Genomic DNA, 25,296 nt, shown 5'->3' on the forward strand with positions numbered 1-25,296 from the left:
TTAAAAGCTGGATCATAGATTTTTCGCCCTTGTTTCATACGTTAAAATTAAGGTTTTATGCTTAACTCTAACTGGAAGCTAAATTAGTATATCCAGATGTAAAGTTCAAATCAATTGAGCTCATGGGAAAAGAAGATAATACTTATGAATTTACGGATTTTAAAATAGCAGAAGATTAAACTGCTACCTTTTTTGAAACAAAAGTTTAATACTTTTTATATCGAACTCAGGTTAAAATAATATTTTTTTAATTAATCTTCCAACCACATGATTTCCACCCACCCAAAAATAAACCCGTCACAAATTTGCCCACCCAATTTTTTAAAAGTAATTTTGCATGAATCTAAAATAAAAGTAAAATATGTCAACTTACGTAGTTGTAGGCCTTCAGTATGGAGATGAAGGTAAAGGAAAAATCACGGATGTTTTATCGGCAAAATCGGATTACGTTGTACGCTTTCAGGGAGGAGACAACGCTGGTCATACGGTTTATGTAGGTGAAGAGAAATTCGTTTTACACCTTCTTCCATCGGGAGTTCTTCAGTGCAAAGGGAAGTGCATCATTGCCAATGGAGTAGTGGTAAATCCTAAATCTTTCATTAAGGAGGTGAATCAGATCGAGAGCAAAGGCTTGAAGACGGATCACATTTTCATCAGCAGAAGAGCGCATGTGATCATGCCTTACCACATTCTTTTGGATACTTACCGTGAAGAAGAGCACGGAGGAACGCAGATCGGAACGACGAAAAAAGGGATCGGACCTTGCTATGAAGATAAAATTGCAAGAGTAGGTATCAGAATGATCGATCTTCTGAATCCTGAAATTTTAAGAGACAAAATCGAGAAAAACTTAAAAATTAAGAATTCTCTTTTTGAAAAATATTACGGAAAACCGGCATTGGACGTTGAAGAAATTTACAAAGAATATTTAGAAATCGGAAAACAGCTTCAGGACAGAATCGTTGACACGGAACTGGAACTAAACGAAGCAATCAGAGATGGTAAAAACGTTTTATTTGAAGGAGCGCAAGCTTTGATGTTGGATATCGATTTCGGAACGTATCCTTACGTAACTTCATCTTCTCCGTCAACTGGAGGGGTTTGTTCAGGAGCGGGAGTTCCGCCAACTTCACTTCAAAACTTGATCGGTGTTGCAAAAGCATACTGCACAAGAGTTGGAAACGGACCTTTCCCATCAGAATTAGACAACGAATTAGGAGAAAGCATCAGACAAATCGGTGGTGAATTCGGAGCTACGACAGGTAGACCGAGAAGAACGGGCTGGTTAGACCTTGTTTCTTTGAAGCATGCTTGTATGATCAACGGTATCAATAACTTAGTGATTACAAAATTAGATGTTCTTACAGGAATTGAAAATCTAAAAGTTGTAACTCACTACAAAACGGAAGACGGAAAAATCATCGATTATTTCACTTCCTCAACAGAGAAATTGTACAACTACGAGCCGATCTACCAAGATTTACCAGGTTGGAAAGAAGACATCACAAAGGCAAGAAGCTACGACGAACTTCCTGATGCAGCTCAGAAATACATCGAATTTATCGAGAAGTATTTAGGAATCAACGTTTATTTGGTTTCTGTTGGTCCTGAAAGAAGCCAAAACATTATCAGAAAAGAATTATTCTAAGGAATTTTTTAAATAAATTAAAAAAGAGACTGTCGGTTTGATAGTCTCTTTTTGTTTAAAATATGGTTAATTAATTTTTAGAATATTTAGCATACGCTTTGGCTAATTTTTCATCATACTTGTTGAGTTTATAGCCTCCGCCGTTATAGCCTTTTGCGAAATTTGCCCAGCTTTTATTTCTTAAATGAATTAAAAGTCCGTTTTTCTCAAGGAACTTTCCGAAGGCTTTCAAATGTTCCCCTTCATTGATTTCCATTTTAGCAACAAAATCTGCAACATCTGTATAACCAAGGGGTTTTGCATGAAATCCCATAATCTGGAAGCTTCCCCAGGAAGCGGAAGACAATGCTGCATCTTTAAATTTCGGATCTGTGCCCAAAGTCATAGCTTCATTCAATCGGTCGTATTCTTTTACTCCGCCTTGGTAATAAATTTTTGTCCATTTCGGATATAAAACATCCTTGTGATTGGCGTTGTAATAAGTATTTGGGTCGATTCCACGTTTTTTCAGTTCACTCCAGAAAATATGACCTTCAAATAAAATTTTCGGTTTGTTGTTCAGTAAAAATCCTTTTCCGCTGCTTTCAATTTCGTTCACGGCTTTTACGGCAGCCAGTTCCAAAGAATACTGATTCGCGAAGTTCACTAAATCACTTTCCTTTAAAAATTTATCCGTAGAATTTGTAGGAGCCGGAGCAGAACTTTTCTGTAGCAAAACCGTCCAAGTTTTCATTCCGACAATTCCATCGACTACTAAAGAGTTTTTTCGTTGAAAATCCTTCACGGCTGCATCAACTTCCAGAGAAAAGGAGTCTGAAATTTTGATGTTGTATCCTTGTTTATATAGAAGCTCACAAAGCGTAGTGACTTCCGGCGATTTTGTATAGTATTTTAAAAGTTTCATGGCTGTTAGTTTTTTTGGTTATTTTAAATTTAAGTGTGGTGTATTTAATCGACCTAGGAATCTGTAGCGTTAAGAAAATTAAAATTTAATCCGTTAAGAAATTCCCACTGTTTGAGCACGAGACAAATTCAGTTTCGAAGCACAAATATTCTTTTCGTGCGAGTTTTGGGAATTTTAGGATTGAATTTTAATTTTTAGCGAAAGATTCCAAGTCTTGAATTTTTGCTTCTTTTGTTTCAAGACAAAAAAAGACAATTAATTAACAGGAATTCTCGGCATTCTTTCACAAATCATCCCAATCAAAAAGAACGATTTAAATTTCACTTCCTCTCTTTGAAGTCGGTATTCCAGATTCACTGGATTCGTATTGACAACACTGAAATTCTGGTTCAAAACAGCATAATCATCAACTCTCAATTCAATGCTGTATTCTCCGACCGGAATCATTTGGCTAATCATTCCGATTTCGTTGGTTTCAATTTCGAAAATCCTGTTATTGTTTGTTCCTTTAATGGAAATGGCACATTTATAAATAGGATCGTTATTTATTTTATCGAAAACTTTAAACTGCACACTCGCTGCGGTTGGCTGTGTCGGAATCGGAACTTTGATCGGAACAAAAATTCCGGGAACTCTTATTGGCGTTCCAACAACAGGTGTTACAGGTCGCATTGTTCTTATAGCTCCCATCATTCCCATATTTATCTTGTTATTAAAAACAGGACTCACTTTCGGGGTTTCTGTCACAGGTTGAGCGACAGGTTGTGGTGCTGCTTCCGGTACAGAAATTTTAGCGTCTAATGTTGCTGTTTTTCGGGTTAAGGTGTTTAATTGGTCAGATTTAATGGTTCTCACGTTGGTAATCGCTTTCAGGAATTTCTGATTATTGGCTTTGTTCACGAAAAGCTGTTGTTTCATAATCAACGGACCGAAATAAATCAACTGATTTGGGTTGTTTACAGTGTCGTTGGTGATGGAGGGATCGAGTACGATTTTCAAATTTTTAATCAGCATCATGGTTTTCGGAAATGCAGATAATTTAAAATCGCTGGAAATTGTCTGTCCATCGGATATTTTTTTTGGCTCATTCCATTCGAACATTTCGGAAAGCATAAAGTTTTTATTAAACCAGCTTCTTTTTAAATGAACAAATGAATAATCGAACTCCACTGCTTGGATCACGCTTTCATCATAATCAATCGAAAGAATTTCGGAAGGCAGATTTTCGTTGGAACTTTTGGCTTCGTTGTGTAGACTTTCCAGTTCAACTTTTTCAAGTCTCATGTTATTCCAGCCCGATTCGTTTTCCATAAAATCGTAAGGGATGAAATTGATATCATGAATCGAAGAATTGTTGATCACATCTGTTTTCTCCGCAGCTTCAAAAGTGTTTTTTGCATTTTGAGCCATCGCGAGATACAAATCTGCATCCGAATTTTTATTAACTCTTGATAGTTCTTTTTCAATTAAATCTTTGCTGCCTTTCACTTTCCATTCAGAAAAGGCAAGTGCTTTCAGGTTATTGAGTGTGATTAATTGATCGTTCCAGTTCGTTTTTTCTTCATCAGTATCCAATCCGTCAAATAATTCGAGATGAGTTGCAACATTATTGACAGCTGTTTCATATGCGGTCTGATATTTTTTATATGCTTTCAACTCTTTTGTATCAGCTCCTTTTGCATCAAATAAAATAGTACTCTGACTGGCAACCACTTTATCTAAACTTTCCTCTAAATTTTTTAAACTGTTTTTGTCTAAAATATCTCTGTAAATATCAAACAAAGCATTATTCGGATTCAGATCCCAAAAATTTGGTGAAATCGGAACGGAGTTGAGTTCATACGCCACATTTTGTTTTTTAATGATGGAGAGCGCTTTTTTCTGATCATCATTCAATAAACTTGGAGGTTTTAATAATTCCAATTCTTCATTTTCGTATACTCTCAGAGAAGGGCATATCATCGGTAAATCATTTTCCATCGAACTTTGGGATGTGTAAATGTTTCTCAATTTCTGGTAAACAGCAACAAAATATTTCATGGCTATTGGTTTTTGGTTATTAGTTGATTGTTGCTGGTTGTTTGTTTTTTTGTTTTCAGTTTTTTTAAGTTTAATGTAAACCAGCGATTGAAATTTTTACGTCAGCTCGAGTGTTTTTCGTAATGAAATGAAGAAAAATGTATCGAGAACTTTTTATTAAAATCAACTTCTCGATATGATTTTTTTTCAAAAATCTACTCGAAGTGACGTTGTATTCTAAAACTTGGGTTCAAGGTCTTTGTTAAGTGAAACGCCTTTGTGAGCCTTAAAAAAGTTCAGTATTAAAGAAAATCTTAGTGATCTTTGCGTTCAAAACAATATCAGATTAAAAAAATCAGATCAAAGTTTTTTGAAATAACCGACAGAAAAATATCTGCCGGTTATCTCTATTATGAGAAGGATATTATGATTTCCCGTCTGTCCAGACTTTAATGTCCGGGTTTGGATTTGGAGATTTTGGAACTACATGACATTTATATCCGATGATATAAATTCCGTCTGACTGCAGTTTTTTGCCACTCCATTTTGCATTGCTTTGAGAGTTCTGATTTTCATAATTATGGCTTCCACCGAATACGAAAGGTCCGATTCCCACAGCAGCTCCGGAGCTTATTTTGGTACTTGCCGCTTTATAAGCCGTTGCATTTTCGCTGAAATCAAGCATTACATCTCTTGCAATGATTAATTCAGTAACGATCATAGGCATTAATCCTTTTCCTTTACCATCGCTGATGATGTCTCCGTTCAATGACTGAGGAGAATTTTCGTGAAGTTTCCAGTATTTAGACTCAACAAATTCTTCGCTAAACCATCCTCTTTCCACTCTTACTTTTCCAAGTTTAAATGAGATTTTTAGGTTGCTGAAGTCTGTATTCATCGATGTTCTAGTCGTGTTTCCGCTATTTCTGGCACCGATGCTGAATAATCCCATACTGAATCCTGCTCCTGCGCTCCAGTTGTGAATTGATTTAGAATAATCGCTGTGCGCGCTTCCTTCATACATAGAAATTGTCGGCCAGTTTTTAGACTCTTTCAATGCATTGGCAGAAATTGGAATAGACGGAGAATAGTTGATATAGTCGATTACTCTTGTTCTCTGGCTGTTTCTGAATTCAGACTGAAGACGTTTTTTAATGACAAGCATATGTTTTTCTTCAATTTCACTTAAATAATTCTGAATTCTTTCCACTGCTTCCTTGTATCCGAGAGACTGCCATGCTTTTAATGCCGCATCTTCTCTTTTTTTCATGTTTTTACCGTCGATCGATAAAGTTGCCATCGCATCCGGATCTCCATTGTCGGCATCTACTCTTATGGAATTGTTGGTATTTACAATATCGTAATATTTCATTTGATATTCGATATATTTAGAATACATTGGCGCAACGAATGTCTGGTGCAATTCTGGTTTGTTAAGGTCATCAACCGGAGCATTTTCATCAAAATCAGGGTTTTTTACAACTTTAATTTTGAAAAGTTTGTCTCTCAGTTTTTCAAGGTTCTTTTCTACTTTTGGATCCATTGGAGTGTCGACTACCACGGACCATTGCATTAGATCTTCATACACTTTAGAAACTCTTTTAGAAGAATCATTGAAAATAGTCATCATTCTTCCGTTTCCGCTGTCCGTTAATGGAGGTAGGTTAGATGGAATCGCATCTACCATTGCAGAGAACTGTTCCATTTGAAGGTATTTACGGAATTTGCTGTCTTTCATTGCGTTTTGGAATTCCTCAAGGTTTGTTTTAGGATTTCCATTGGCGTCTAAGATAGGTTTTCCTGTTCCGTCTAATAATGGTTTTGGAGCTGGTGCATTTCCGAATAATCCGTTTAGTGCATAATCGAAAGTGTCTTCCGTTAAAGTAATCCCGATCGGATCGAATGCGATAAAGTCGTTGGGTCCAATAGAATCTGGATCTCCTCCGTTGGTGATAGAATCGTAAACTTGTTTTAAAAGCATACTCATTAATGAGTTTGATCTTGCTTCCTGAGTTAATGTTGTTGTTGGTATGATATAAGTTTTTTAATTTGGTGCTTACTCTTTTCGGTTTTCAGCGTTCCCCGATTTTGTATGGTACAAATATCTTTCAGTCTCACAAGAAATTTCTCAGTGATTTTCCGATTTTTAGATGTGGTTTTTACGATATTTTAATTTTTATTGAATTTTTTAAATTAATATTAACTTATTGTTAAAAAATAAAAAGTGCACTATTCCTATTAATAGGAGGTTATTATTTTATACATAGTTAATTTTATGGATTGTTATAAATATTTTTAAAATGTTAGAATTTTAACAAATTTTTGGCAAATATTTTGATATTGAAACAATAATTACCGGTAGCAACTATTAAAATAATAATAGCGATCTTTTTTAACAGTTTAAATATTAATAGTGATGAAACACATACATCAAAACCAGGAATTTCGCTTCAACGAAGTTCTTTTTGAGCACCGAAATAAGGAATACGGTGCTTATGTCTTAAGAAACGAATCAGACAGAATACTTACAAAAGCCCTTTTCGTGGGAGTGAGCTTGTTGGCTGCAATTTCTTTAACGCCAATTTTAATTAATGCTTTTAAAAGTACAGAAACAATAGAAAGGGGTACAATATTTACTTTACCACCGCCAGTAGATGTGGATAGGCCAGATACACCACCTCCAGCAACGGTTGTACCTCCAACAGCAGCATCAGCTCCTGTAAAAACTTTTGATAATACAGTTCCAACGCCTACAGCTCATGTAACTAATGAAAAAGTTGTAGAAAAAATTGAAGGTGCTGTTGCTGGAACAAAAAATAATTCTGATGGAGAAATTGCTCCACCAAATACTTATGTACCAACTACATCAACCATCGGAACAGGTCCTGTAATTAATACTACACCTCCAACAGTTGTACCTAAAGAAGATCCAAATGTAATTGTTGATTCTAAAGATTTAGGAGTAGAAGCAAGTTTCGTGGGTGGAGTAGACTCATTCAGAAATAAAGTGATGAACAATTTCGACGGATCCGGATTTGATTCTGGTGATGTAATGAAAACAACAATTACTTTCATTGTAGAAAAAGACGGAACTATTTCCGGAATTAAAGCTAATGGAGCAGATGCAGACTTTAACAATGAAGCAGTAAGAACCATTAAATCGATTCGTGGAAAATGGGTTCCAGCAAAAAATAAACAAGGTGATCCTGTAAGAAGCTATTTCAAATTTCCTATATCTATGAAGTTTGATAATTAATGTTTAAAAACAAATCTTGAACAGTTATCCACAAAGAATTTTTTTTGTGGATAATTTTTTTTATCGTTAAAAGGCTTATTAACAATATTTTAACTCAATTTTCGTTTTATCCATTCATTAAGGGCAGGGAAAAATGTGTATTTTTGAACCTTAAAGTTCTAATAATGGCAAAAATCATAGGTATCGCTAATCAAAAAGGAGGAGTTGGAAAAACGACAACAGCTGTCAATTTAGCCGCAGCATTAGGGGTATTGGAGAAAAAGATATTAATTATTGACGCTGATCCTCAGGCTAATGCAACCTCAGGCCTGGGAGTTGACGACGTTCAGTACTCTACCTATAATCTTTTGGAGCATAGCGTTGATACAAAAAGTTGTATCAAGCAGACCGCTACTCCGAATCTGGATATTGTTCCCTCGCACATCGACCTGGTTGCCGCAGAAATTGAGCTGGTAGACAAGGAAGATCGTGAATATATGCTTAAAAAAGCATTACAAAGTGTAAGAGACGATTACGATTATATTATCATCGACTGTGCACCGAGTCTAGGTCTGATCACCGTGAATGCGCTTACTGCAGCAGATTCTGTTATCATCCCGATCCAGTGTGAATATTTTGCATTGGAAGGTCTTGGAAAATTACTGAATACCATTAAAAATGTTCAGAAAATCCATAATAAAGATCTGGATATTGAAGGTTTGCTTTTAACAATGTACGACAGCAGATTGAGATTATCTAATCAGGTGGTGGAAGAGGTAAATGCACACTTCCCGGAAATGGTTTTCGAAACCATCATCAGCAGAAATGTAAGGTTAAGCGAAGCGCCAAGTTTCGGAGAAAGCATCTTAAATTATGACGCTGAAAGCAAAGGTGCCATTCAATATATCCAGCTGGCGGAAGAAGTTTTGTTAAAGAACGAAAAATTAGTAAAAAATTAAAAGGCTTAAAGTCATAAGCTTAAAAGCTTAAAGCAAAATATGAAAGACAAAAAAAGAGCGATGGGACGTGGTTTGGGTGCAATTCTGAGTGCAGAATCCAAAGCGACGATCAACTCTGCTACTGATGAAGGGGCAGATAAGTTTGTAGGGAATATCGTAGAAATTGCGATAGAAGATATTTACCCTAACCCAACCCAACCAAGAACTTATTTTGACGAAAAGGCATTAAACGAGCTTGCTCAATCCATCAAAAATTTAGGGGTTATCCAACCAATTACTTTAAGAAAAGATGGTGAAAAGTTTGAAATTATATCTGGGGAAAGACGTTACCGTGCAAGTAAAATTGCTGGTCTGGAATCTATTCCGGCATATATCAGATTGGTAAATGATCAGGAGCTTTTGGAAATGGCTCTTGTGGAAAATATTCAAAGGGAAGATCTTGATGCGATCGAAATTGCATTAACCTATCAAAGACTAATGGAAGAAATCGGTCTTACCCAAGAAAACCTTAGCCAGAGAGTAGGAAAGGACAGAAGCACGATTACCAATTCTATCAGATTATTAAGGTTAAATCCTGATATTCAGAATGCGATCAGAAGCGGTGAAATTTCCGCAGGACACGGAAGAGCTATCATAAGCCTTGAAAATGAAGAGCTTCAGCAGATTTTATTTGAATTAATTATCAAAGAAAAACTGAATGTACGCCAAACCGAACAGGCTGCAACAGCACTGAAAAATCCAAAGTCTCCGGCTGCAAAAAAAGCAAAAGCAGAGCTTTCCAACAATTATAAGAGAGCGCAAAAAGCAATTGCCGATATATTAGACGTAAAAGTTGAAATAAAAACAACCGGAAACGGTAAAAAAGGGAAAATTGTTCTGGACTTCAAAAATGAGGATGAGCTGGAATATATTCTGTCCCATATTAAATAAATGAAGAAAATATTTTTCACATTTTTCCTGTGTCTGTTTGCTGCAGCGTATTCGCAGGTGAACCCTAATGATACGATCCGGGTGGAACATCATCCGAAAGACAGCGTATCCGTGGAAAAAAATAATACACCAAGATCTAAGACCGAAGCGAAAATTGTTTCGGATCTTGAAAAAGCAAACGGGCCAACAAGAAAAACCTTAAAGCTGAATCCTACAAGAGCAGGGTTATATTCTGCTGTTTTGCCGGGACTAGGCCAATATTACAATAAAAAATACTGGAAAATCCCAATCGTTTGGGGAGCGGTAGGAGCTGGAGTCGGGATTGCCATCTGGAATGACAATCAGTACAAAAAATACCGTGAATATTACATCGCAAAGCTAAACGGAACTCCTAATGAATTTGTAGACGGCCATCCGTGGCTGGACAAAGTTGCGTTGGGAAATGCGCAGGACAGGTCTAAAAGACAGAGAGATTATGCGATTGCGATCACGGGATTAATCTATATTTTAAATATTGTGGATGCCGTTGTGGATGCTCATTTATACGAAGCGCGCCATGATCCGGATCTTACGTTCAATCCTACAGTCATTCAGGATCAGTATGGATTGACCCCTCCAAAAACAGGGTTAAGTTTAAGTTATAGGTTTTAAAATAATAATTAATGCAATCTTAGCTGAGTGAAACACCTTTGCGAACGAAAAATATGCAGGAGAATTCTAAAGAAAATCTTTGCGGGCTTTGCGTTAAATTAAAATTAAATAAAGAAGTACATGAAAATAGCAATAGTTGGATACGGGAAAATGGGCAAAATTATTGACGAAATTGCCACCAAAAGAGGCCACGAAATTGTTGCCCGGCTGAAAGAAACCCCAACTGCTGAAAATCTTAATAACCCAGATGTTGTCATAGAGTTTTCCTTGCCGGAAGCCGCTTACGAAAACATCAAAGCCTGTCTGGAAAACAAAATTCCGGTGATCTGCGGAACTACAGGCTGGCTGGATAAAAAACCTGAAATTGAAAAACTGGCTGTAGATCATGATACGGCTTTTTTATATGGATCAAATTTTAGTTTAGGCGTTAATTTATTCTTTGCTTTAAACGAAAAGTTGGCCGATTTAATGAAAAATGTGGATGAATATTCCTGCCAGTTGGAAGAAATTCATCATATCCATAAAAAAGATGCCCCGAGCGGAACAGCGATTTCCATTGCGGAAGGAATTGTTAAGCATAATCCTAAATTTGACTCGTGGAAATTAGAGGAAACCAAGGGTAGTCAGCTGGGTATTTTTGCGATCCGTGAAGATGAGGTTCCAGGCACGCACAGCGTTTTCTACAGAAGCGAGGTGGACGAGATTGAGATCAAGCATACGGCCTTTAACAGAAACGGATTTGCATTGGGAGCGGTAGTCGCAGCCGAATGGATTAAAAACAAAAAAGGAAATTTTGAAATGAAGGATGTTTTGGGACTTTAATTTGTAACAAAATTCCTACATTGCATACTAATTGTAAGAAATAATGAGCATTAAAAATTACTCATTACCAATTACACATATTATAGATTAGGCACAAAAATTTATGAATTATTTTTTAACTTACACTGTTTATGTTCTCATTTTATCAGTACTGATGGGGATTTCCACTTGGAAGCTGTTCAAGAAAATGGGATATAGCCCGTTATTCGCTTTTATCCCTTTCTACAATTATTTCATTATTTTAAAAGAAACAAAACATCCGAAATGGTGGGCTGTTTTATCGTATTTGCCGATTGTAGGACCAATTATGATGTCTGTTTTTCATTTATATTTAATGAAAAAATTCGGGAAAACGCTTTTCAAAGACCAGCTGTTGACAGTGATTCTTCCATTTATTTACATGGCTACAGTGAACTATGGCAAAGATGTAGAGTTAGAAGACGATAATGAAAATGAATTGTTCTTAACTGACGAAGAAAAAAATGCTAAAAAGAAAGATTCCTTTATGGGATCGATAACTTTTGCAGTGGTTTTTGCAACTATTATTCACGTTTTTGTAACCCAGCCTTTCGGAATTCCGACAGGATCCATGGAAAGAACATTACTGGTAGGTGATTTCCTTTTTGTAAACAAATGGAGCTACGGATACAGGCTTCCGATGCGCCCTTTAGCAATACCTTTCTTACAGGGAACGATCATGGATACGGGTGAAAAAGGAAACCCGAAAGATGATCCGAAATCTTATGTGGATGGAGTGAAATTGCCTTATGCAAGAATTTTACAATTTAACAAACCTCAGAAAAATGATGTGGTTGTTTTCAATTATCCTCAGGATTCTGTACACACGGCAATTGACAGAAAAGATCCTTATGTGAAAAGATGTGTTGCTGTTGCAGGCGATACTTTCGAAATGAGGGGAGGGAGACTTTTTGTGAACGGAAAACCAGAGACAGTTCTTGGAGATCAGGAAGTTCAGCATGCTTACACAGTAAGTACAGGAGCTCAGCTGGATATTCCGGGTTTGTATAACACGTATGGGTTTTTACCGGTAAGAGAAATGCAGGGAGATAAAGGTTTTGTGTATATGTTTCAGGGGCTTACGGATAAAACAGCAAAGGAAATTAAAGCGTTACCGAATGTGATCAATATGGAAGAAAATATCTTTCCTAAAGATTCTGCTACGGTTTCTTATAAGTTAAATGCCGATAAAACAGCTTACACAAAAAGTATCGACACAACTCAGTCTATTTTCCCGATCAACAAACCTTGGAATCAGGATTGGTACGGACCTTTAAAAATTCCTAAGAAAGGGGATGTGGTAACAATCAATCAGGAAACTTTGCCGGAATATCAGTGGATTATTTCTAAATATGAAAATAATAAACTGGAAAATAAAAACGGAAAAATTTTCATCAACGGAAAAGAAACCAACCAGTATACAATTCAGCAGGATTATTATATGATGATCGGAGACAATAGAGATGCTTCTTTGGATGCAAGGTTCTTTGGTTTTGTTCCTGAAGAGAACATCGTTGGAAAGCCGATGTTTACATGGATGAGTTTGCAAGGAGCTTTCTCAGATGCAAGTTCTTCTTATCAGGCACCATTCAAAATCCGTTGGGACAGAATGTTTAAAGCAACAAATACCGGAGAAGCCAACAAAACTTCTTATTGGTGGATTGCTGCAATGATTTTGATTTTATTCTTCGGATGGGAATATTTTGTGAAATTATTCAGAAAGAAAAAAACAGAAGACGATATGTAATCACTTTGTCAAAGTTTAAAATCTTTGACAAAGTTTTAATAATCAAATAAAATAAGTGGAGTATTTGAAAAAATACTTCATTTTTGCATTATGAATATGAAGAATGTATTATTACCGGTATTTTATTTACCGCCAGTTTCTTGGTTTTCAGTATTTTTAGATCCTGAAAATGAAATTCTTTTTGAACAGTTTGAAAGTTTTCCCAAGCAGACTTATAGAAACAGAGCCAATATTTATGGGGCCAATGGGAAATTATCACTAATCATTCCCATTACTCATAACGGAAGCAGAGCATTTAAAGATATTGAAATTTCGCACCGCGAAGACTGGAGAACGCTCCACTGGAAATCTATCAAAACAGCGTATCAAAGTTCTCCCTATTTCGAGTTTTATGAAGATAGATTCAGGAAATTATTTGATTTAAAAGAAAAATATGTATTGGATTTTAATATAAAAGGACTGGAAATTATTCAACAAATCATTAAAACAGAAAAGGCATACTCTTTGAATAAAGAATATATCAAAATTCCAGAAGAAATCAATTTCAGAGAAAAATTTTCAGCAAAACTTCCTTCAGAATTTGAAATGGAAAAATACTACCAGACATTTTCTGATAAATTAGGTTTTTTGAGAGATTTATCAATTTTAGATTTAATTTGTAACAAAGGACCAGAATCTTTGACTTATATTAAAAATATTAAACAATTATACTAGCATGAAAAAGGTATTATTAGCTGCTGTTTTTTTAGCGGGATTTAGTTTTTCTTACGCTCAGGAATCAAAAGCAGGCGTTGATCCAAAAGAAGATAAGGATCTTATGACATGGTATCATAAAGATTTTGCCGCAACTAAAGTTTATGGTATAAATACAGAAAATGCATATAAATTCTTAGAATCCAAAGGTCTTAAACCAAAAACGGTCGTTGTGGGCGTTTTAGATAGTGGTGTTCAGGTAGACCACCCGGGATTGGTAAACAATGTTTGGTCAAACCCAAATGAGGTTCCTGGAAATGGTAAAGATGATGATGGAAACGGATATATCGATGATATCCACGGATGGAATTTTATTGGTGGGAAAAACGGAGACATCGGTATTGATAATATGGAAGTAACAAGAGTTGTTGCTAAATACAAACCAATTTTCGAAGGCGATGATTCTGCTAAAAACAAAGCAAATCAAGGTAAAATGCCGGAAGAATTCGCAATGTATATGAAGTCTAAAGAGCTTTTCACAAAGAAAAGTGTTGAGGCAAAACAAAGCTTCCAGATGTATACAATGATCAATGATGCCATTCCTACCATGGTAAAGTTGTTGAATGGAAAGCCGGTTACCCCCGAAACTGTTGCTGCAATAAAACCAGCCGAGCAAAAAGAAGCTATGGCGGCTCAGGTTTTAACACAAGTTTCTCAAAGTCCTGAATTTAAAGGAAAATCTGCTGTAGAATTTGAAAAAGCAATGAAAGACCAAATGAAAGATGCATTAGATTATTTTGGTCCTCAGTCAAAACAATATGATCTTGATTACGATCCTCGAAAAGAAATCGTAGGTGATAACTATGATGATTATTCTGAGAAAAACTACGGGAACAACCACTATGAAGGGCCTGATGCAGAGCACGGAACTCACGTTGCAGGTATCATTGCAGGTCTTCCTAACGGAAAAGAAGTCCAGCACGGTGTCGCTTCTAAAGTAGCAAAAATTATGTCTGTAAGAACGGTTCCGAATGGTGATGAAAGAGATAAAGACGTTGCAAACGCAATCAGATACGCTGTAGATAATGGTGCTAAAGTTTTAAATATGAGCTTTGGAAAACCGGTTTCTCCTGGTAAAAATGCGGTTTGGGATGCTTTTAAATATGCTCAGGATCAAGGAGTTCTTTTGGTAAAGGCTGCAGGTAATGAAAACGAAGATGTTGCGGAACATCTTGCATATCCTACTAATTTTAAAAATGTTACTGATGAAAAGCCATTTGTAAACAATGTTTTGGTAGTAGGAGCGAGTACCAACGATAATAATGCATTAAGAGCAAGCTTCTCCAACTATAATAAGAAAATGGTAAATGTTTTTGCTCCGGGAGAGAAAATTTATTCTACAGTTCCACACAATGAGTATAAATATTTACAGGGAACTTCAATGGCTTCTCCAGTTGTAGCGGGTGCTGCAGCAGTGCTTTTGGCTTATATGCCGAATCTGACACCTGCTCAGGTTATTGAATCCTTAGTAAAATCAAGTAATGCAAGTACAGCTAGTCAGTTTGGAGACTTCTCACAAGCTGGCGGTGTTATTGATTTGAAGAAGGCAGCGGAATATGCTTATACAAACTTTTACAACGGTAAAACGAGTACTGGAAAAAAAGCTGGAAAATCTGTAAAAAAAACTGTTAAAAAATAACATATCTTCCTGTTTTTAGGACAGAAACATACAAAGTCCGAAAATTTCGGACTTTTTTTATTTTTATATTTCAATTTGGCACGGTTTTTTGTAACTTTATTTAACAAAATAATGAACAACAAAATGAAAAAGTTACTACTTGCCGGGATGTTGGGAACATCACTTTTTGCAGTGTCTTGTTCCACAGTAAATAATGCTAAAACAGCCCAAAACCAAAGATCAGAATTCCTTAAAATGAAAGGAGACTGGCAGATCGTGAGCATTGATTATGATAAAAAGTTTAAAATAAAACCTTTTGATGACGGAGTGGATGCTCAATGTTTCGTAGGAAGCCATTGGAGATTAATTCCAAATAACTGGACAGGTGCTTATACATTGAATGGAGGTGGAACTTGTGGAACAGGATTCACACAGCCTATCAAAGTGGATGTAGTAAGCGGAAATACTTTTAATTTCAAAAAAATTGCCAACGGGACGAAAGCAAAACAAAATACGGTAGGATATACTTTAAATTTGGTTAACCAAACTACAGATCAGTTTTCTTTAGAACAAAACATTCCTTTTGAAGGTGAAAATGTAAGAGTTGTTTACAACTTCGAAAGAGCAGGAATGAAATAATTTAACAAAAAATATCAAAAAGATGAAATTTACAAAAACATATATCGGAGCTCTTTTCTTATCATCAGCTCTTTTACTTACAAGCTGTGAAGCTGTACAGAATTCTAATCACCAGCAAAGAGGTACTGCAGTAGGTGTTGCATCAGGAGCAGTACTTGGAGGTATTCTTGGAAATAACGTAGGAAGTGGAAAAAATGCAGCTATTGGTGCAGTTTTGGGAGGTATTATCGGTGGTGTTGCCGGTAACGTTATCGGTTCTAAAATGGACAAACAAGCTAGAGAGATCCAGCAGACATTACCTGGTGCTCAGGTAGAAAGAGTAGGAGATGGTATCAAAATCACATTGAATGAAAGTATTGTAAACTTTGATTTTGACTCTTCAGCTTTAACGAGCACTGCAAAAACAAACTTGGATAAATTAGCCGAGGTTCTTATAAACAACCCTGATACAAATATTAATATCTATGGTCATACAGACAGCAAGGGTTCAGATTCTTATAACATGAGCCTTTCCGAAAGAAGAGCTAATTCTGTTAAGTCTTATCTTGCAGGTAAAGGGGTTGCTTCAAGCAGACTATTTGCAAAAGGAGAGGGTGAAGCCATGCCAGTAGCTACTAATGATACAGAAGAAGGAAGAGCTAAAAACAGAAGAGTAGAGTTTGCGATTACTGCAAATCAAAAAATGATTAACGATGCTCAACAGGGCAATAATTAATTAACATATAAATATTTTCTTAAATAACCGCTATTGGCGGTTATTTTTGTATTTTTACGGCAATTATTTTTGAAATCACTATTTTTGCATTCGAAACCAAATAAATGAAGAAATATTTTAAACTGCTTCGTGTAGAGCAATGGGTAAAAAATCTTTTTGTATTTGTTCCATTATTCTTTTCGGGTAATATTACAAACCTGGATTTGCTTACCAAAAGTATTTTTGCGTTCATCATTTTCTCGTTGGCCGCAAGCGTTGTTTATATTCTAAATGATTACAACGATATTGAGGCAGATAAGCAGCATCCGGAAAAAAGAAAACGGCCTTTAGCAAGCGGTGCCATTTCCAAACAAAAAGCAATCGGGATTTTTATAGGTCTAATTGCAGCTGATATCGCGCTGGTATTCTTTGCCCAAGCCTATTTCCATGAAAATCTATGGAAATTTGCTACCATTGTAGGATTTTATTTTGTGATGAACCTTGCCTATACTTTTAAGTTGAAACATGTTCCTATCATAGATATTTCCATTATTGCTATAGGCTTTGTTCTCAGAGTTTTGGCGGGAGGTTACATTACCGGAATTAGTATTTCCCAATGGGCTATTCTCCTGACTTTTGTTTTGGCTTTGGTTTTAGCTATCGGTAAAAGGAGAGGCGAGCTCATTAATGCGCAGGTTTCCGGTAAAACAAGAAAAGCTTTGGATGGCTACAATGTACAGTTTGCAGATATTGCACTTTCAATTTCTGTAACATTGGCTATTATATGTTACTTAATGTTCACATTGTCGCCGGAAGTACAGCAGCGGTTCCATGAAAGAGTTTTCTACACAGTGATCTTCGTGGTATTTGCATTTCTAAGATATTTACAGCAGACTTTGGTTTATAACAGAACAGAATCTCCAACGAAAATTATATACAGAGACCGATATATTCAGGTTACCCTGTTGTTGTGGGTTGTTGCGTTTTTAATTCAAATTTACTTTAAAAAATGAAGCCGAATTATATACAGAAAGTTACCAATTGGGGCAATTTTCCCGTAGTGGAAAAGGAAATGAAATCTGAAGACAACTTCACAAAAATAAAAGAATTTGTACTCAGCAATAATGAAGTCATTGCAAGAGGTAATGGAAGATGTTACGGAGATGCTTCGTTGGGTGAGCATATATTTTCAACAAAAAAATTAAATAAATTCATCAGTTTTGACCGTCTGAACGGGATTATTGAATGTGAATCCGGTGTTCTGCTTTCAGAAGTTCTGGAAATTTCCGTTCCGCAGGGATATTTTTTATATGTAACCCCGGGTACGAAATTTATTTCTGTGGGAGGGGCAATAGCTTCGGACGTACACGGTAAAAATCATCATGCAGAAGGCTGTTTTTCGGAATATGTGATCGAGTTTAAATTAATGATCGAAAACGGTGACATCATCACGTGTTCAAGAGAGGAAAATTCAGCAAAATTCTGGGCAACCATCGGAGGAATGGGCCTTACAGGCATTATTCTTACCGCAAAATTCAAATTAAAAAATATTGAATCGGCCTATATCCGCCAGGAAAGCATTAAAGCGGAAAATCTTGATGAAATTTTTCAATTACTTGAAGAAAGCGAAAGCTGGACCTATACTGTTGCCTGGATCGATTGCCTGCAAAAAGGTAAAAATATCGGAAGAAGTATTTTGATGAGGGGAGAACACGCCTTTCAGCATGAGCTGCCCCAGAATCTGAGAAATCAGCCATTAAGATTAAAGAAAAAAATCGAGCCTACCGTTCCGTTTTATTTCCCGGGATTTGTTTTGAATGCTTTGACGGTGAAGATTTTTAATTTTCTTTATTATAAAAAACAGACAAAAAAGGAAATTAAAAATTTCATTGATTACGAAACATTTTTTTATCCATTGGATTTTGTTCACGACTGGAACAAGATTTACGGGAAGTCAGGATTCATTCAGTATCAGATGATGATTCCTAAGGAAACAGGAAAGGAAGGAATGAAAAAAATTCTTGAAACCATTGCCAACAGCGGAAACGGGTCTTTTCTGGCAGTCTTAAAGCTTTACGGAAAAGAAAATCCGCAGGCATACAATTCTTTCCCGTTTGAAGGGTATTCGCTTGCTCTTGATTTTAAGGTAAACTCAAATTTGAAAAAACTGATTGACCAGCTGGACGATATTGTAGAGCAGTATAACGGAAAAATTTATCTTACTAAAGACAGTATGAGCAGGCCTTCTCTTACCAATTATCTTAAAAATGTTCAAAGCTCAAAATTTGTCTCTTTGCAGCATAAAAGAATTTTAAATAATATTTAGCACAAATGATTATTCTAGGAAGCACATCAGAAGTAGCACAGGCTTTTGTAGAGAAAGCATTGCAAGAAGGGGAGAAGTTTGAAAAAATTTACCTTTTCACCTCCAGCAAAGACACAACCGAAAGATTTGCAAGGCATATTGATGTAAAATTTCTTCAGCAAGCAGAAGTCATTGAGCTTGACTTGATGAAGGAAATTGATTATGCGCAGTTTGAGAATATTAATTCGGATCTCTTATTCTGTGCGGCCGGATATTTGGGTGAAGGTACTGAAGAAGGGTTGTATGATACTAGAAATACGCAGAGGATTATTGATATTAATTACTCTAAGCTGGTTCCTGTAATCAATTATTTTGTGCAGAAATTTGAAAGCAGAAGATCAGGGACAATTATCGGATTATCTTCTGTTGCCGGAGATCGCGGAAGACAGAGCAATTTTATTTACGGAAGCGCAAAAGCCGCATTTACAGCCTATTTGAGCGGATTGAGGAATTACCTTTTTGATAAAAAAATTCATGTTCTTACCGTAAAGCCAGGATTTATGGCTACTAAAATGACGGAAGGCTTACCATTAAACCCGAAATTAACAGCGACTCCAAAGCAGGCTGCCGCATATATTTTTAAAGCTTACAAAAAGCAAAAGAATGTGGTATATGTTTTGCCGGTTTGGGAGATTATCATGCTGATCATCAGGAATATTCCGGAATTTATATTTAAAAAATTAAAACTTTAAAATAAATTTTCTAATTTACATAGTGTTTTTTTGAACATCTTTGTTATTCGAAAATGAAATTTAGAAAATATCTTTGCCACTTCATGTTTAAAATAAATTAGAAATTTAAAAGATAAAAGCACCAATGAAAAAATTGTATTGTTTTGATTTTGACGGCACTCTTACATACAAGGATACGATGTTTATGTATCTGAAATTCTATGATCCTACAAAATTCCGATTACAGTTTTTAAAACATGTTCCGCTTTTTGTTTTATTAAAATTAAAATTGGCCGAAACCGAAAAAGTAAAAAAAAGTTTTATCGGTTCTATACTGAAAGGACAGACTCAGGAGAAAATTGAGAAAAAGGCAAAGCAGTTTTTTGAAGAGAATTATCCTAAAATTGTTCGTGAAAATGCCTTAGACTTTATTCAAAATATAGATAGAGAAAATACGCAGAGTCTATTGGTAACAGCTTCACTTGACATATGGGCAAAACCATTTGCAGAAGCATTCCAAATGCAGCTCGTTTCCACGAAAGCTGAGTTCCAGAACGGGGTTTTCACAGGAAACTTTATCGGGAAAAACTGTAATGGCAAGGAAAAATTGGAAAGAATAAAAGCTGAAATCAGCGATCACAAATACGACAAAATTATCGCCTTCGGAGATACTTCCGGAGATAAGCCGATGCTAAAATGGGCAAATGAAGGTCATTATCAATTTTTTCACTAATTTTGGGTTGTAAAAGTATAAAATGAAAAGACTTCTTATTTTATGTGTTGCAACCATTATGAGTTGTACAAGCACACCACCCCAAAAATCTCCTGATATGCAGAAAAATGCGGAAATTCTTGTTTCAGAAACACAGGGAGGCAGTGATGAGGCGAATTTTATTATTATTAAAAATGAGCAGGAGCTGCAAAAAGTTATCAAAGGAAACTCTAGAGTTATAGACCTGGATAAAGGGTCTGTTTATGCCAAATTTCCAATTAATAGAAAAGTGGTTTTATATAACCAGGGAAGTTTCAGTTCAGGAGATCATAAAGTCACACAGATTAAAAATATTTTAGTAAAAAATAATGTATTGTATGTAGAAGTTCCGCAGCATGAGTCCGGTGGGATGGAAATCCAGGTTATCTCTAATCCCTGGTTTATTTTTACAGTGCCTTCAGACTATCAGTTCACATCCGTACAATTAAAATATTCAAAGTAAAATGAATAAAGTATATTTAGATAACGCCGCAACAACGCCTCTTTCAGAAGAAGTTATTGATGCAATGGTTGGAACTATGAAGATGAATTTCGGAAATCCTTCTTCTACACACAGCTTCGGGCAGGAAGCGAAAATTCTTATCGAAAATGTAAGAAGACAAATTGCAGATTATCTTCACGTAACACCAGCTGAGATCATCTTCACGTCTTGCGGTACAGAATCAAATAATATGATCATCAAATCCAGTGTAGAGCATCTTGGAGTAGAAAGGATCATTAGTTCTCCTTTAGAGCACAAATGTGTCTCTGAAAGTATTCTGGATATGAAAAACAGAAAAGGAGTAGAGGTAAACTATATCCGCCCTAACGAAAAAGGGGATATTGACCTTAATAAATTGGAAGAATTGCTAAAAGCTTCTGACAAGAAAACGCTGGTAAGCTTAATGCACGTAAATAATGAGATCGGAAATATTTACGATATTAAGAAAATAGCTGACCTGTGCAAAGCACATAATGCACTTTTTCATTCTGATACGGTACAGACGATGGCACATATGGAGCTAGACTTCTCTGATATTCAGTTGGATTTTGCATCTTGCAGCGCTCATAAATTTCATGGTCCAAAAGGTGTGGGTTTTGCTTTCATCAGAAAATCAAGTGGTTTAAAAGGAATTATTACGGGAGGCCCACAGGAAAGAAGCTTACGTGCAGGGACTGAGAATGTAGCAGGAATTGTAGGTTTAGGAAAGGCATTGGAACTTTCTCTTAAAAATATGGAAGCTTATACAAACTATATGCAGGACATTAAAACTTATACGGCAGAAAGGCTTGCGACCGAAATTCCGGGAATCAAATTCAATGGGAGAAGTGCTGAAAAAGAAAACAGTCTTTATACGGTTCTGAGTGCTTTATTACCATACAAAAACCCTTTAATAGGGCTTCAGTTGGATATGAAAGGGATTGCTGTTTCTCAAGGCAGCGCATGTTCTTCCGGGGCTTCAAAGCCTTCGATGGTAATGATGATGGTTTTAAGTGAGGATGAAATGGATCATTGTACCCCTTTACGTATCTCTTTCAGCCATCTGACAACAAAAGACGATATTGAAGCTTTAGTAATGGCATTAAAAGAGATTTCTAAGGATTTTGTTATAGAAAATACAAATGTTGAGCATAGATAACAATATTACTTAAATAACGTAATTTTGGGTATCTAATTAGAGATTAGAATTGAAAATAATATTAATTTAAATAAAAGAAAAAAAATGGCTTTAGAAATTACAGATAGCTCATTTCAGGAAACGGTTTTAAAATCAGATAAGCCGGTATTAGTTGATTTTTGGGCAGTATGGTGCGGACCTTGTAGAACTTTGGGACCAATCATTGAAGAGGTTGCTAATGATTTTGACGGGAAAGCAGTAGTAGGAAAAGTAGATGTAGACAATAACCAAGAAATTTCTATGCAGTACGGTATCAGAAATATCCCTACAGTTCTTATTTTTAAGAACGGTGAGGTTGTTGACAAATTAGTAGGTGTAGCTCCAAAAGAGGTAATCGCTGAAAAATTAAGCGCTCACTTGTAAAAAATAAGTTTGATAATGAATGTCTTCCGTTTTTGGGAGGCATTTTCTATGAAAATAATTTGGAGATAAAGAAAAAAGTTGTAGTTTTGCAATCACAAAAAGAAACAAGTTCTTATAAAAATTGATCCGGTAGTTCAGCTGGTTAGAATGCCGCCCTGTCACGGCGGAGGTCGCGGGTTCGAGTCCCGTCCGGATCGCAAAAGTTTATCAATTTACTTTTAAAACAAATTGATCCGGTAGTTCAGCTGGTTAGAATGCCGCCCTGTCACGGCGGAGGTCGCGGGTTCGAGTCCCGTCCGGATCGCAACTATTAAATCAAAATAATACAAAATGCTGTAAAATAGATGTTTTACAGCATTTTTTGTTTTGTGCCTGTTCCAAATGGAGCTAAAAAGTCACAATCTGAAAGTGACCTTTTCAGTGACCTGTCGAAAAGGTTGAGAAAAGGTCACTGAAAAGTAAGAAAAAAGCCTGTTCGTGGGCTTGTTCAGAAATTGAACATCTTGTGGGAAGTTTTTAATGATTTTAATTTGAAATTTTTCTACGAACTGAAAAAATTTGCAGTAACAATACAGTTGTAAAGTATATTATCCCGAACTCAGGTTAAACTATAAATTTTAAATTTAGTGTCGCATATCGGGATGGAAAAGAATTTCTCCAAAGCCTGTTTTTAGTAAAATTATTTTTTATCTTTGCATAAACATTTAATAATGAATTATATGTAATGAATAAGACAAAGAAATAATAGGTGCAGACAGTGATTAGTATTTACTTCAAAGTTCCCATAAGGAGTGGTATATGATCAGCATCCGTTAAATTACGGTATGAAAATGGGGAAAATACCTATAACATAACCTCCTGCTGTTTTATTTATTTTACCAACTCAATTAAAAAATTTTTTCAAGAATTGATAATGGTATTATCATTGGTATTGTTGGTCAATCACAGGGCATAAATTAACAATAGTTACGAATGGTTTCTGTTAATAATGCTTGAAATATTTCACATTGTTTATGTAAAAAAACATATAATTTTGTAAAAAAAATACAATTTGATGAAGAATATTTATTTTCTTTTAATACTTTCCATATATATGCTTATGGGTTGCAATAATGCTTTTGCTGCTCATAAAGATTCACTTCAGTATAATATAAAGAATAAGAGCCGTTTTTCTATTCCTGAACTTTATTCCGATCATTTTATAAATAATTCGGATAACGATCCTGAAACCGATGCTGAGATAGGTAAGGTGATTGGAGCTTTCAATACGCTTGAAGCCAGCGGCCATTTTACCAATACCATAAATCCCAATGATCTTACGGAATTACCGATTGGACTTAAAGAAAATATATCCAACGTAGAATACGGAATCGTTGTTACCAAAGCTAAATTCACTCCTGAGTATGCTTTAATTAATGTATATGCCCGTGTAGTAACTCCACAGCAAGGAGCAGAAGGCGGAAAAAAAACGCTGTTTTTTGGGGCGGAAGATGTTAAGCTTTCGTATGGTGGGAAAATCATTGGAGATGCAAAGCTGTCTTTGTTGGGGGATATCAATATGCCTTTCAACCAAAATCAATGGATGCTTACTCTTGAAGGAGGAAGAATTAATAAACTGAATGGAGGAAGCGTCAATGACAATACGTATGTCATTATCGACTGTGACGGCATAAAAGAGTTATCCTTAAAAGGAAATGTACAAATATCAAGAAATGTTCTGGTTCCTTTGGATGGTAATGGAAGTGTTTTACCTGAGTTTGGCAGTAACGGTCAGACTAACAGGGTTCGTGGAGATTTTGCTTTTAAAGCTACGGACTGGAATGATATTTTAGTAAAAGTGAGTATTACTCCTTTTGCTATTACTTCTCAAATTAAAAATCAGGATAAAGGGTATTTTTCATTCTTTGTGAATAATGCCGTTTTGGATTTGAGTGATTTACGGACTGATCCAAGTGTGATGTTCCCTCAATACTATAATACCCACGGATATCTAATTGGTGGTACAGAATCCTGGCGGGGACTGTATGTTCAGACGTTAAATATAGGGCTGCCCCAGGAATTTAAAACAGAAGATCATATTGACAGCAGGGTTTCTTTTGAAGCGAATAATCTCTTGATTGATTCATATGGTGTATCAGGAAATTTTGCTGCCAATAATATTTTTCCAATAGATCGAGGGGTAACCAACAAAGAAAATGCATGGAGATATTCACTTGATAAAGTAGGGATTGATTTAGCTGCTTCAAAAATTGTAGGAGCCAATTTAGAAGGGACAATCCAGCTTCCTATTCAGAAGAATAATGACAGTCAAAATAATAATATTCCCAAATATTTAGGATATCGAGGTATAATAACCGAAGAAGAGTATTTAATTTCTGTTACCACTTTTGATCAGATTAAATTTGATATCTGGAGTGCAAAAGCAATGATCGATGCAGGATCAACCATTGAGATGCGGGTAAAAAACCGCGAATTTTTACCCAAAGCCATTCTTAACGGAAGCCTGGATATTGGAGCCAATGCAAAATATGCAGAAAGTAGTGACCCTAATGAAAAGAAAGATGCTGATTTTAAAGGCGTAAAGTTTCAGGGTTTAACAATACAGACCAAAGCGCCCTATATAACAGCACAGTATTTTGGGGTTGAGGGTGAGCAAAAATTAGCCAATTTTCCGGCAAGTATTAATGATATTGTGGTTATTGCAGATGGCTCTCAAGTTAGTTTGGGCTTTAAAGTGGATATGCAAATAAAATTTCCAGTTAGAGTTAAGCTACATTTTTGTAAATTTTGTTTTGATTGTTAAATTCTTCTATTGTTTGATAATTCAGGG

General features: G+C 35.8%; 22 protein-coding genes and 2 tRNA genes. 21 read left to right on the top strand and 3 right to left on the bottom strand.

The features are described 5' to 3' along the window. Positions 1-361 precede the first annotated feature (361 nt). Complete coding sequence (locus BW926_RS12785) at positions 362-1,648, top strand: adenylosuccinate synthase (RefSeq protein WP_076447612.1); 1,287 nt, start codon at positions 362-364, stop codon at positions 1,646-1,648. Between the two features lie 70 nt (positions 1,649-1,718). On the opposite strand, the gene BW926_RS12790 is transcribed toward BW926_RS12785, so the two are convergent. The 3 genes from BW926_RS12790 to BW926_RS12800 form a co-directional block, all read right to left on the bottom strand. After that, on the bottom strand, positions 1,719-2,552 hold the full coding sequence (locus tag BW926_RS12790; RefSeq protein WP_076447614.1) for an N-acetylmuramidase domain-containing protein: 834 nt from the start codon (positions 2,550-2,552) through the stop codon (positions 1,719-1,721). Between the two features lie 255 nt (positions 2,553-2,807). Beyond that, positions 2,808-4,592 (bottom strand): hypothetical protein, encoded by a 1,785-nt coding sequence (locus tag BW926_RS12795; RefSeq protein ID WP_143756552.1) that lies wholly within the window; start codon positions 4,590-4,592, stop codon positions 2,808-2,810. A gap of 403 nt (positions 4,593-4,995) precedes the next feature. Continuing rightward, positions 4,996-6,552: a hypothetical protein gene (locus BW926_RS12800; protein WP_076447617.1), complete on the bottom strand. Its 1,557-nt coding sequence runs from the start codon at positions 6,550-6,552 to the stop codon at positions 4,996-4,998. 435 nt (positions 6,553-6,987) lie between these two features. Between BW926_RS12800 and BW926_RS12805 the strand changes: the two genes are divergently transcribed. The 20 genes from BW926_RS12805 to BW926_RS12900 all read left to right on the top strand — a co-directional run bounded on the left by BW926_RS12805 (position 6,988) and on the right by BW926_RS12900 (position 25,269). Beyond that, the gene (locus tag BW926_RS12805; protein ID WP_076447618.1) at positions 6,988-7,827 is read left to right on the top strand and encodes an energy transducer TonB; all 840 of its coding nucleotides are present in this window, start codon (positions 6,988-6,990) and stop codon (positions 7,825-7,827) included. Positions 7,828-7,991: 164 nt separating this feature from the next. Further along, positions 7,992-8,765: a ParA family protein gene (locus BW926_RS12810; protein ID WP_076447620.1), complete on the top strand. Its 774-nt coding sequence runs from the start codon at positions 7,992-7,994 to the stop codon at positions 8,763-8,765. Positions 8,766-8,804: 39 nt separating this feature from the next. Further along, positions 8,805-9,695 carry a ParB/RepB/Spo0J family partition protein gene (locus tag BW926_RS12815; protein ID WP_076447621.1) on the top strand — a complete coding sequence of 297 codons (891 nt, stop codon included), beginning with the start codon at positions 8,805-8,807 and terminating at the stop codon, positions 9,693-9,695. Beyond that, entirely contained in the window at positions 9,696-10,346 is a 651-nt protein-coding gene (locus tag BW926_RS12820) for a DUF5683 domain-containing protein (protein WP_076447623.1), read from the top strand. 120 nt (positions 10,347-10,466) lie between these two features. After that, the gene (gene dapB / locus BW926_RS12825; RefSeq protein ID WP_076447625.1) at positions 10,467-11,168 is read left to right on the top strand and encodes a 4-hydroxy-tetrahydrodipicolinate reductase; all 702 of its coding nucleotides are present in this window, start codon (positions 10,467-10,469) and stop codon (positions 11,166-11,168) included. 103 nt (positions 11,169-11,271) lie between these two features. After that, complete coding sequence (gene lepB, locus BW926_RS12830; RefSeq protein WP_076447626.1) at positions 11,272-12,933, top strand: signal peptidase I; 1,662 nt, start codon at positions 11,272-11,274, stop codon at positions 12,931-12,933. A 90-nt stretch (positions 12,934-13,023) separates the two neighbouring features. After that, positions 13,024-13,647 (top strand): WbqC family protein, encoded by a 624-nt coding sequence (locus BW926_RS12835; protein WP_410493260.1) that lies wholly within the window; start codon positions 13,024-13,026, stop codon positions 13,645-13,647. Between the two features lies 1 nt (position 13,648). After that, positions 13,649-15,325, top strand: coding sequence for a S8 family serine peptidase (locus tag BW926_RS12840; protein WP_076447628.1), 1,677 nt, complete (start codon positions 13,649-13,651; stop codon positions 15,323-15,325). Positions 15,326-15,448: 123 nt separating this feature from the next. Continuing rightward, positions 15,449-15,943: a lipocalin family protein gene (locus BW926_RS12845; RefSeq protein WP_076447648.1), complete on the top strand. Its 495-nt coding sequence runs from the start codon at positions 15,449-15,451 to the stop codon at positions 15,941-15,943. Between the two features lie 22 nt (positions 15,944-15,965). Further along, positions 15,966-16,658: a YiaD family glycine zipper/OmpA-like lipoprotein gene (locus BW926_RS12850; RefSeq protein ID WP_076447630.1), complete on the top strand. Its 693-nt coding sequence runs from the start codon at positions 15,966-15,968 to the stop codon at positions 16,656-16,658. 104 nt (positions 16,659-16,762) lie between these two features. Then, a complete protein-coding gene (locus tag BW926_RS12855; protein WP_076447631.1) occupies positions 16,763-17,650 on the top strand; it encodes a decaprenyl-phosphate phosphoribosyltransferase in 888 nt (295 codons plus the stop codon). Continuing rightward, positions 17,647-18,963, top strand: a complete 1,317-nt coding sequence (locus BW926_RS12860) for an FAD-binding oxidoreductase (protein ID WP_076447633.1) — start codon at positions 17,647-17,649, stop codon at positions 18,961-18,963. Before BW926_RS12855 ends, BW926_RS12860 begins: the two co-directional genes overlap by 4 nt. A 5-nt stretch (positions 18,964-18,968) precedes the next feature. Beyond that, positions 18,969-19,694, top strand: a complete 726-nt coding sequence (locus BW926_RS12865; RefSeq protein ID WP_076447634.1) for an SDR family NAD(P)-dependent oxidoreductase — start codon at positions 18,969-18,971, stop codon at positions 19,692-19,694. 124 nt (positions 19,695-19,818) lie between these two features. Beyond that, complete coding sequence (locus BW926_RS12870; protein ID WP_076447636.1) at positions 19,819-20,406, top strand: HAD-IB family hydrolase; 588 nt, start codon at positions 19,819-19,821, stop codon at positions 20,404-20,406. Positions 20,407-20,428: 22 nt separating this feature from the next. Then, positions 20,429-20,887 (top strand): hypothetical protein, encoded by a 459-nt coding sequence (locus BW926_RS12875; RefSeq protein ID WP_076447638.1) that lies wholly within the window; start codon positions 20,429-20,431, stop codon positions 20,885-20,887. Position 20,888: 1 nt separating this feature from the next. Continuing rightward, positions 20,889-22,064 (top strand): cysteine desulfurase family protein, encoded by a 1,176-nt coding sequence (locus tag BW926_RS12880; RefSeq protein WP_076447640.1) that lies wholly within the window; start codon positions 20,889-20,891, stop codon positions 22,062-22,064. Positions 22,065-22,148: 84 nt separating this feature from the next. Beyond that, complete coding sequence (gene trxA, locus BW926_RS12885) at positions 22,149-22,466, top strand: thioredoxin (RefSeq protein WP_076447642.1); 318 nt, start codon at positions 22,149-22,151, stop codon at positions 22,464-22,466. Between the two features lie 123 nt (positions 22,467-22,589). Next, positions 22,590-22,663: transfer RNA gene (locus BW926_RS12890), tRNA-Asp, on the top strand. Between the two features lie 33 nt (positions 22,664-22,696). After that, positions 22,697-22,770, top strand: a tRNA-Asp gene (locus BW926_RS12895). A 750-nt stretch (positions 22,771-23,520) separates the two neighbouring features. Next, the gene (locus BW926_RS12900; RefSeq protein WP_076447644.1) at positions 23,521-25,269 is read left to right on the top strand and encodes a hypothetical protein; all 1,749 of its coding nucleotides are present in this window, start codon (positions 23,521-23,523) and stop codon (positions 25,267-25,269) included. Positions 25,270-25,296: the final 27 nt, after the last annotated feature.

Origin of the sequence: Chryseobacterium sp. RU37D, assembly GCF_900156075.1 — a bacterium.
Lineage (GTDB): Bacteria > Bacteroidota > Bacteroidia > Flavobacteriales > Weeksellaceae > Chryseobacterium.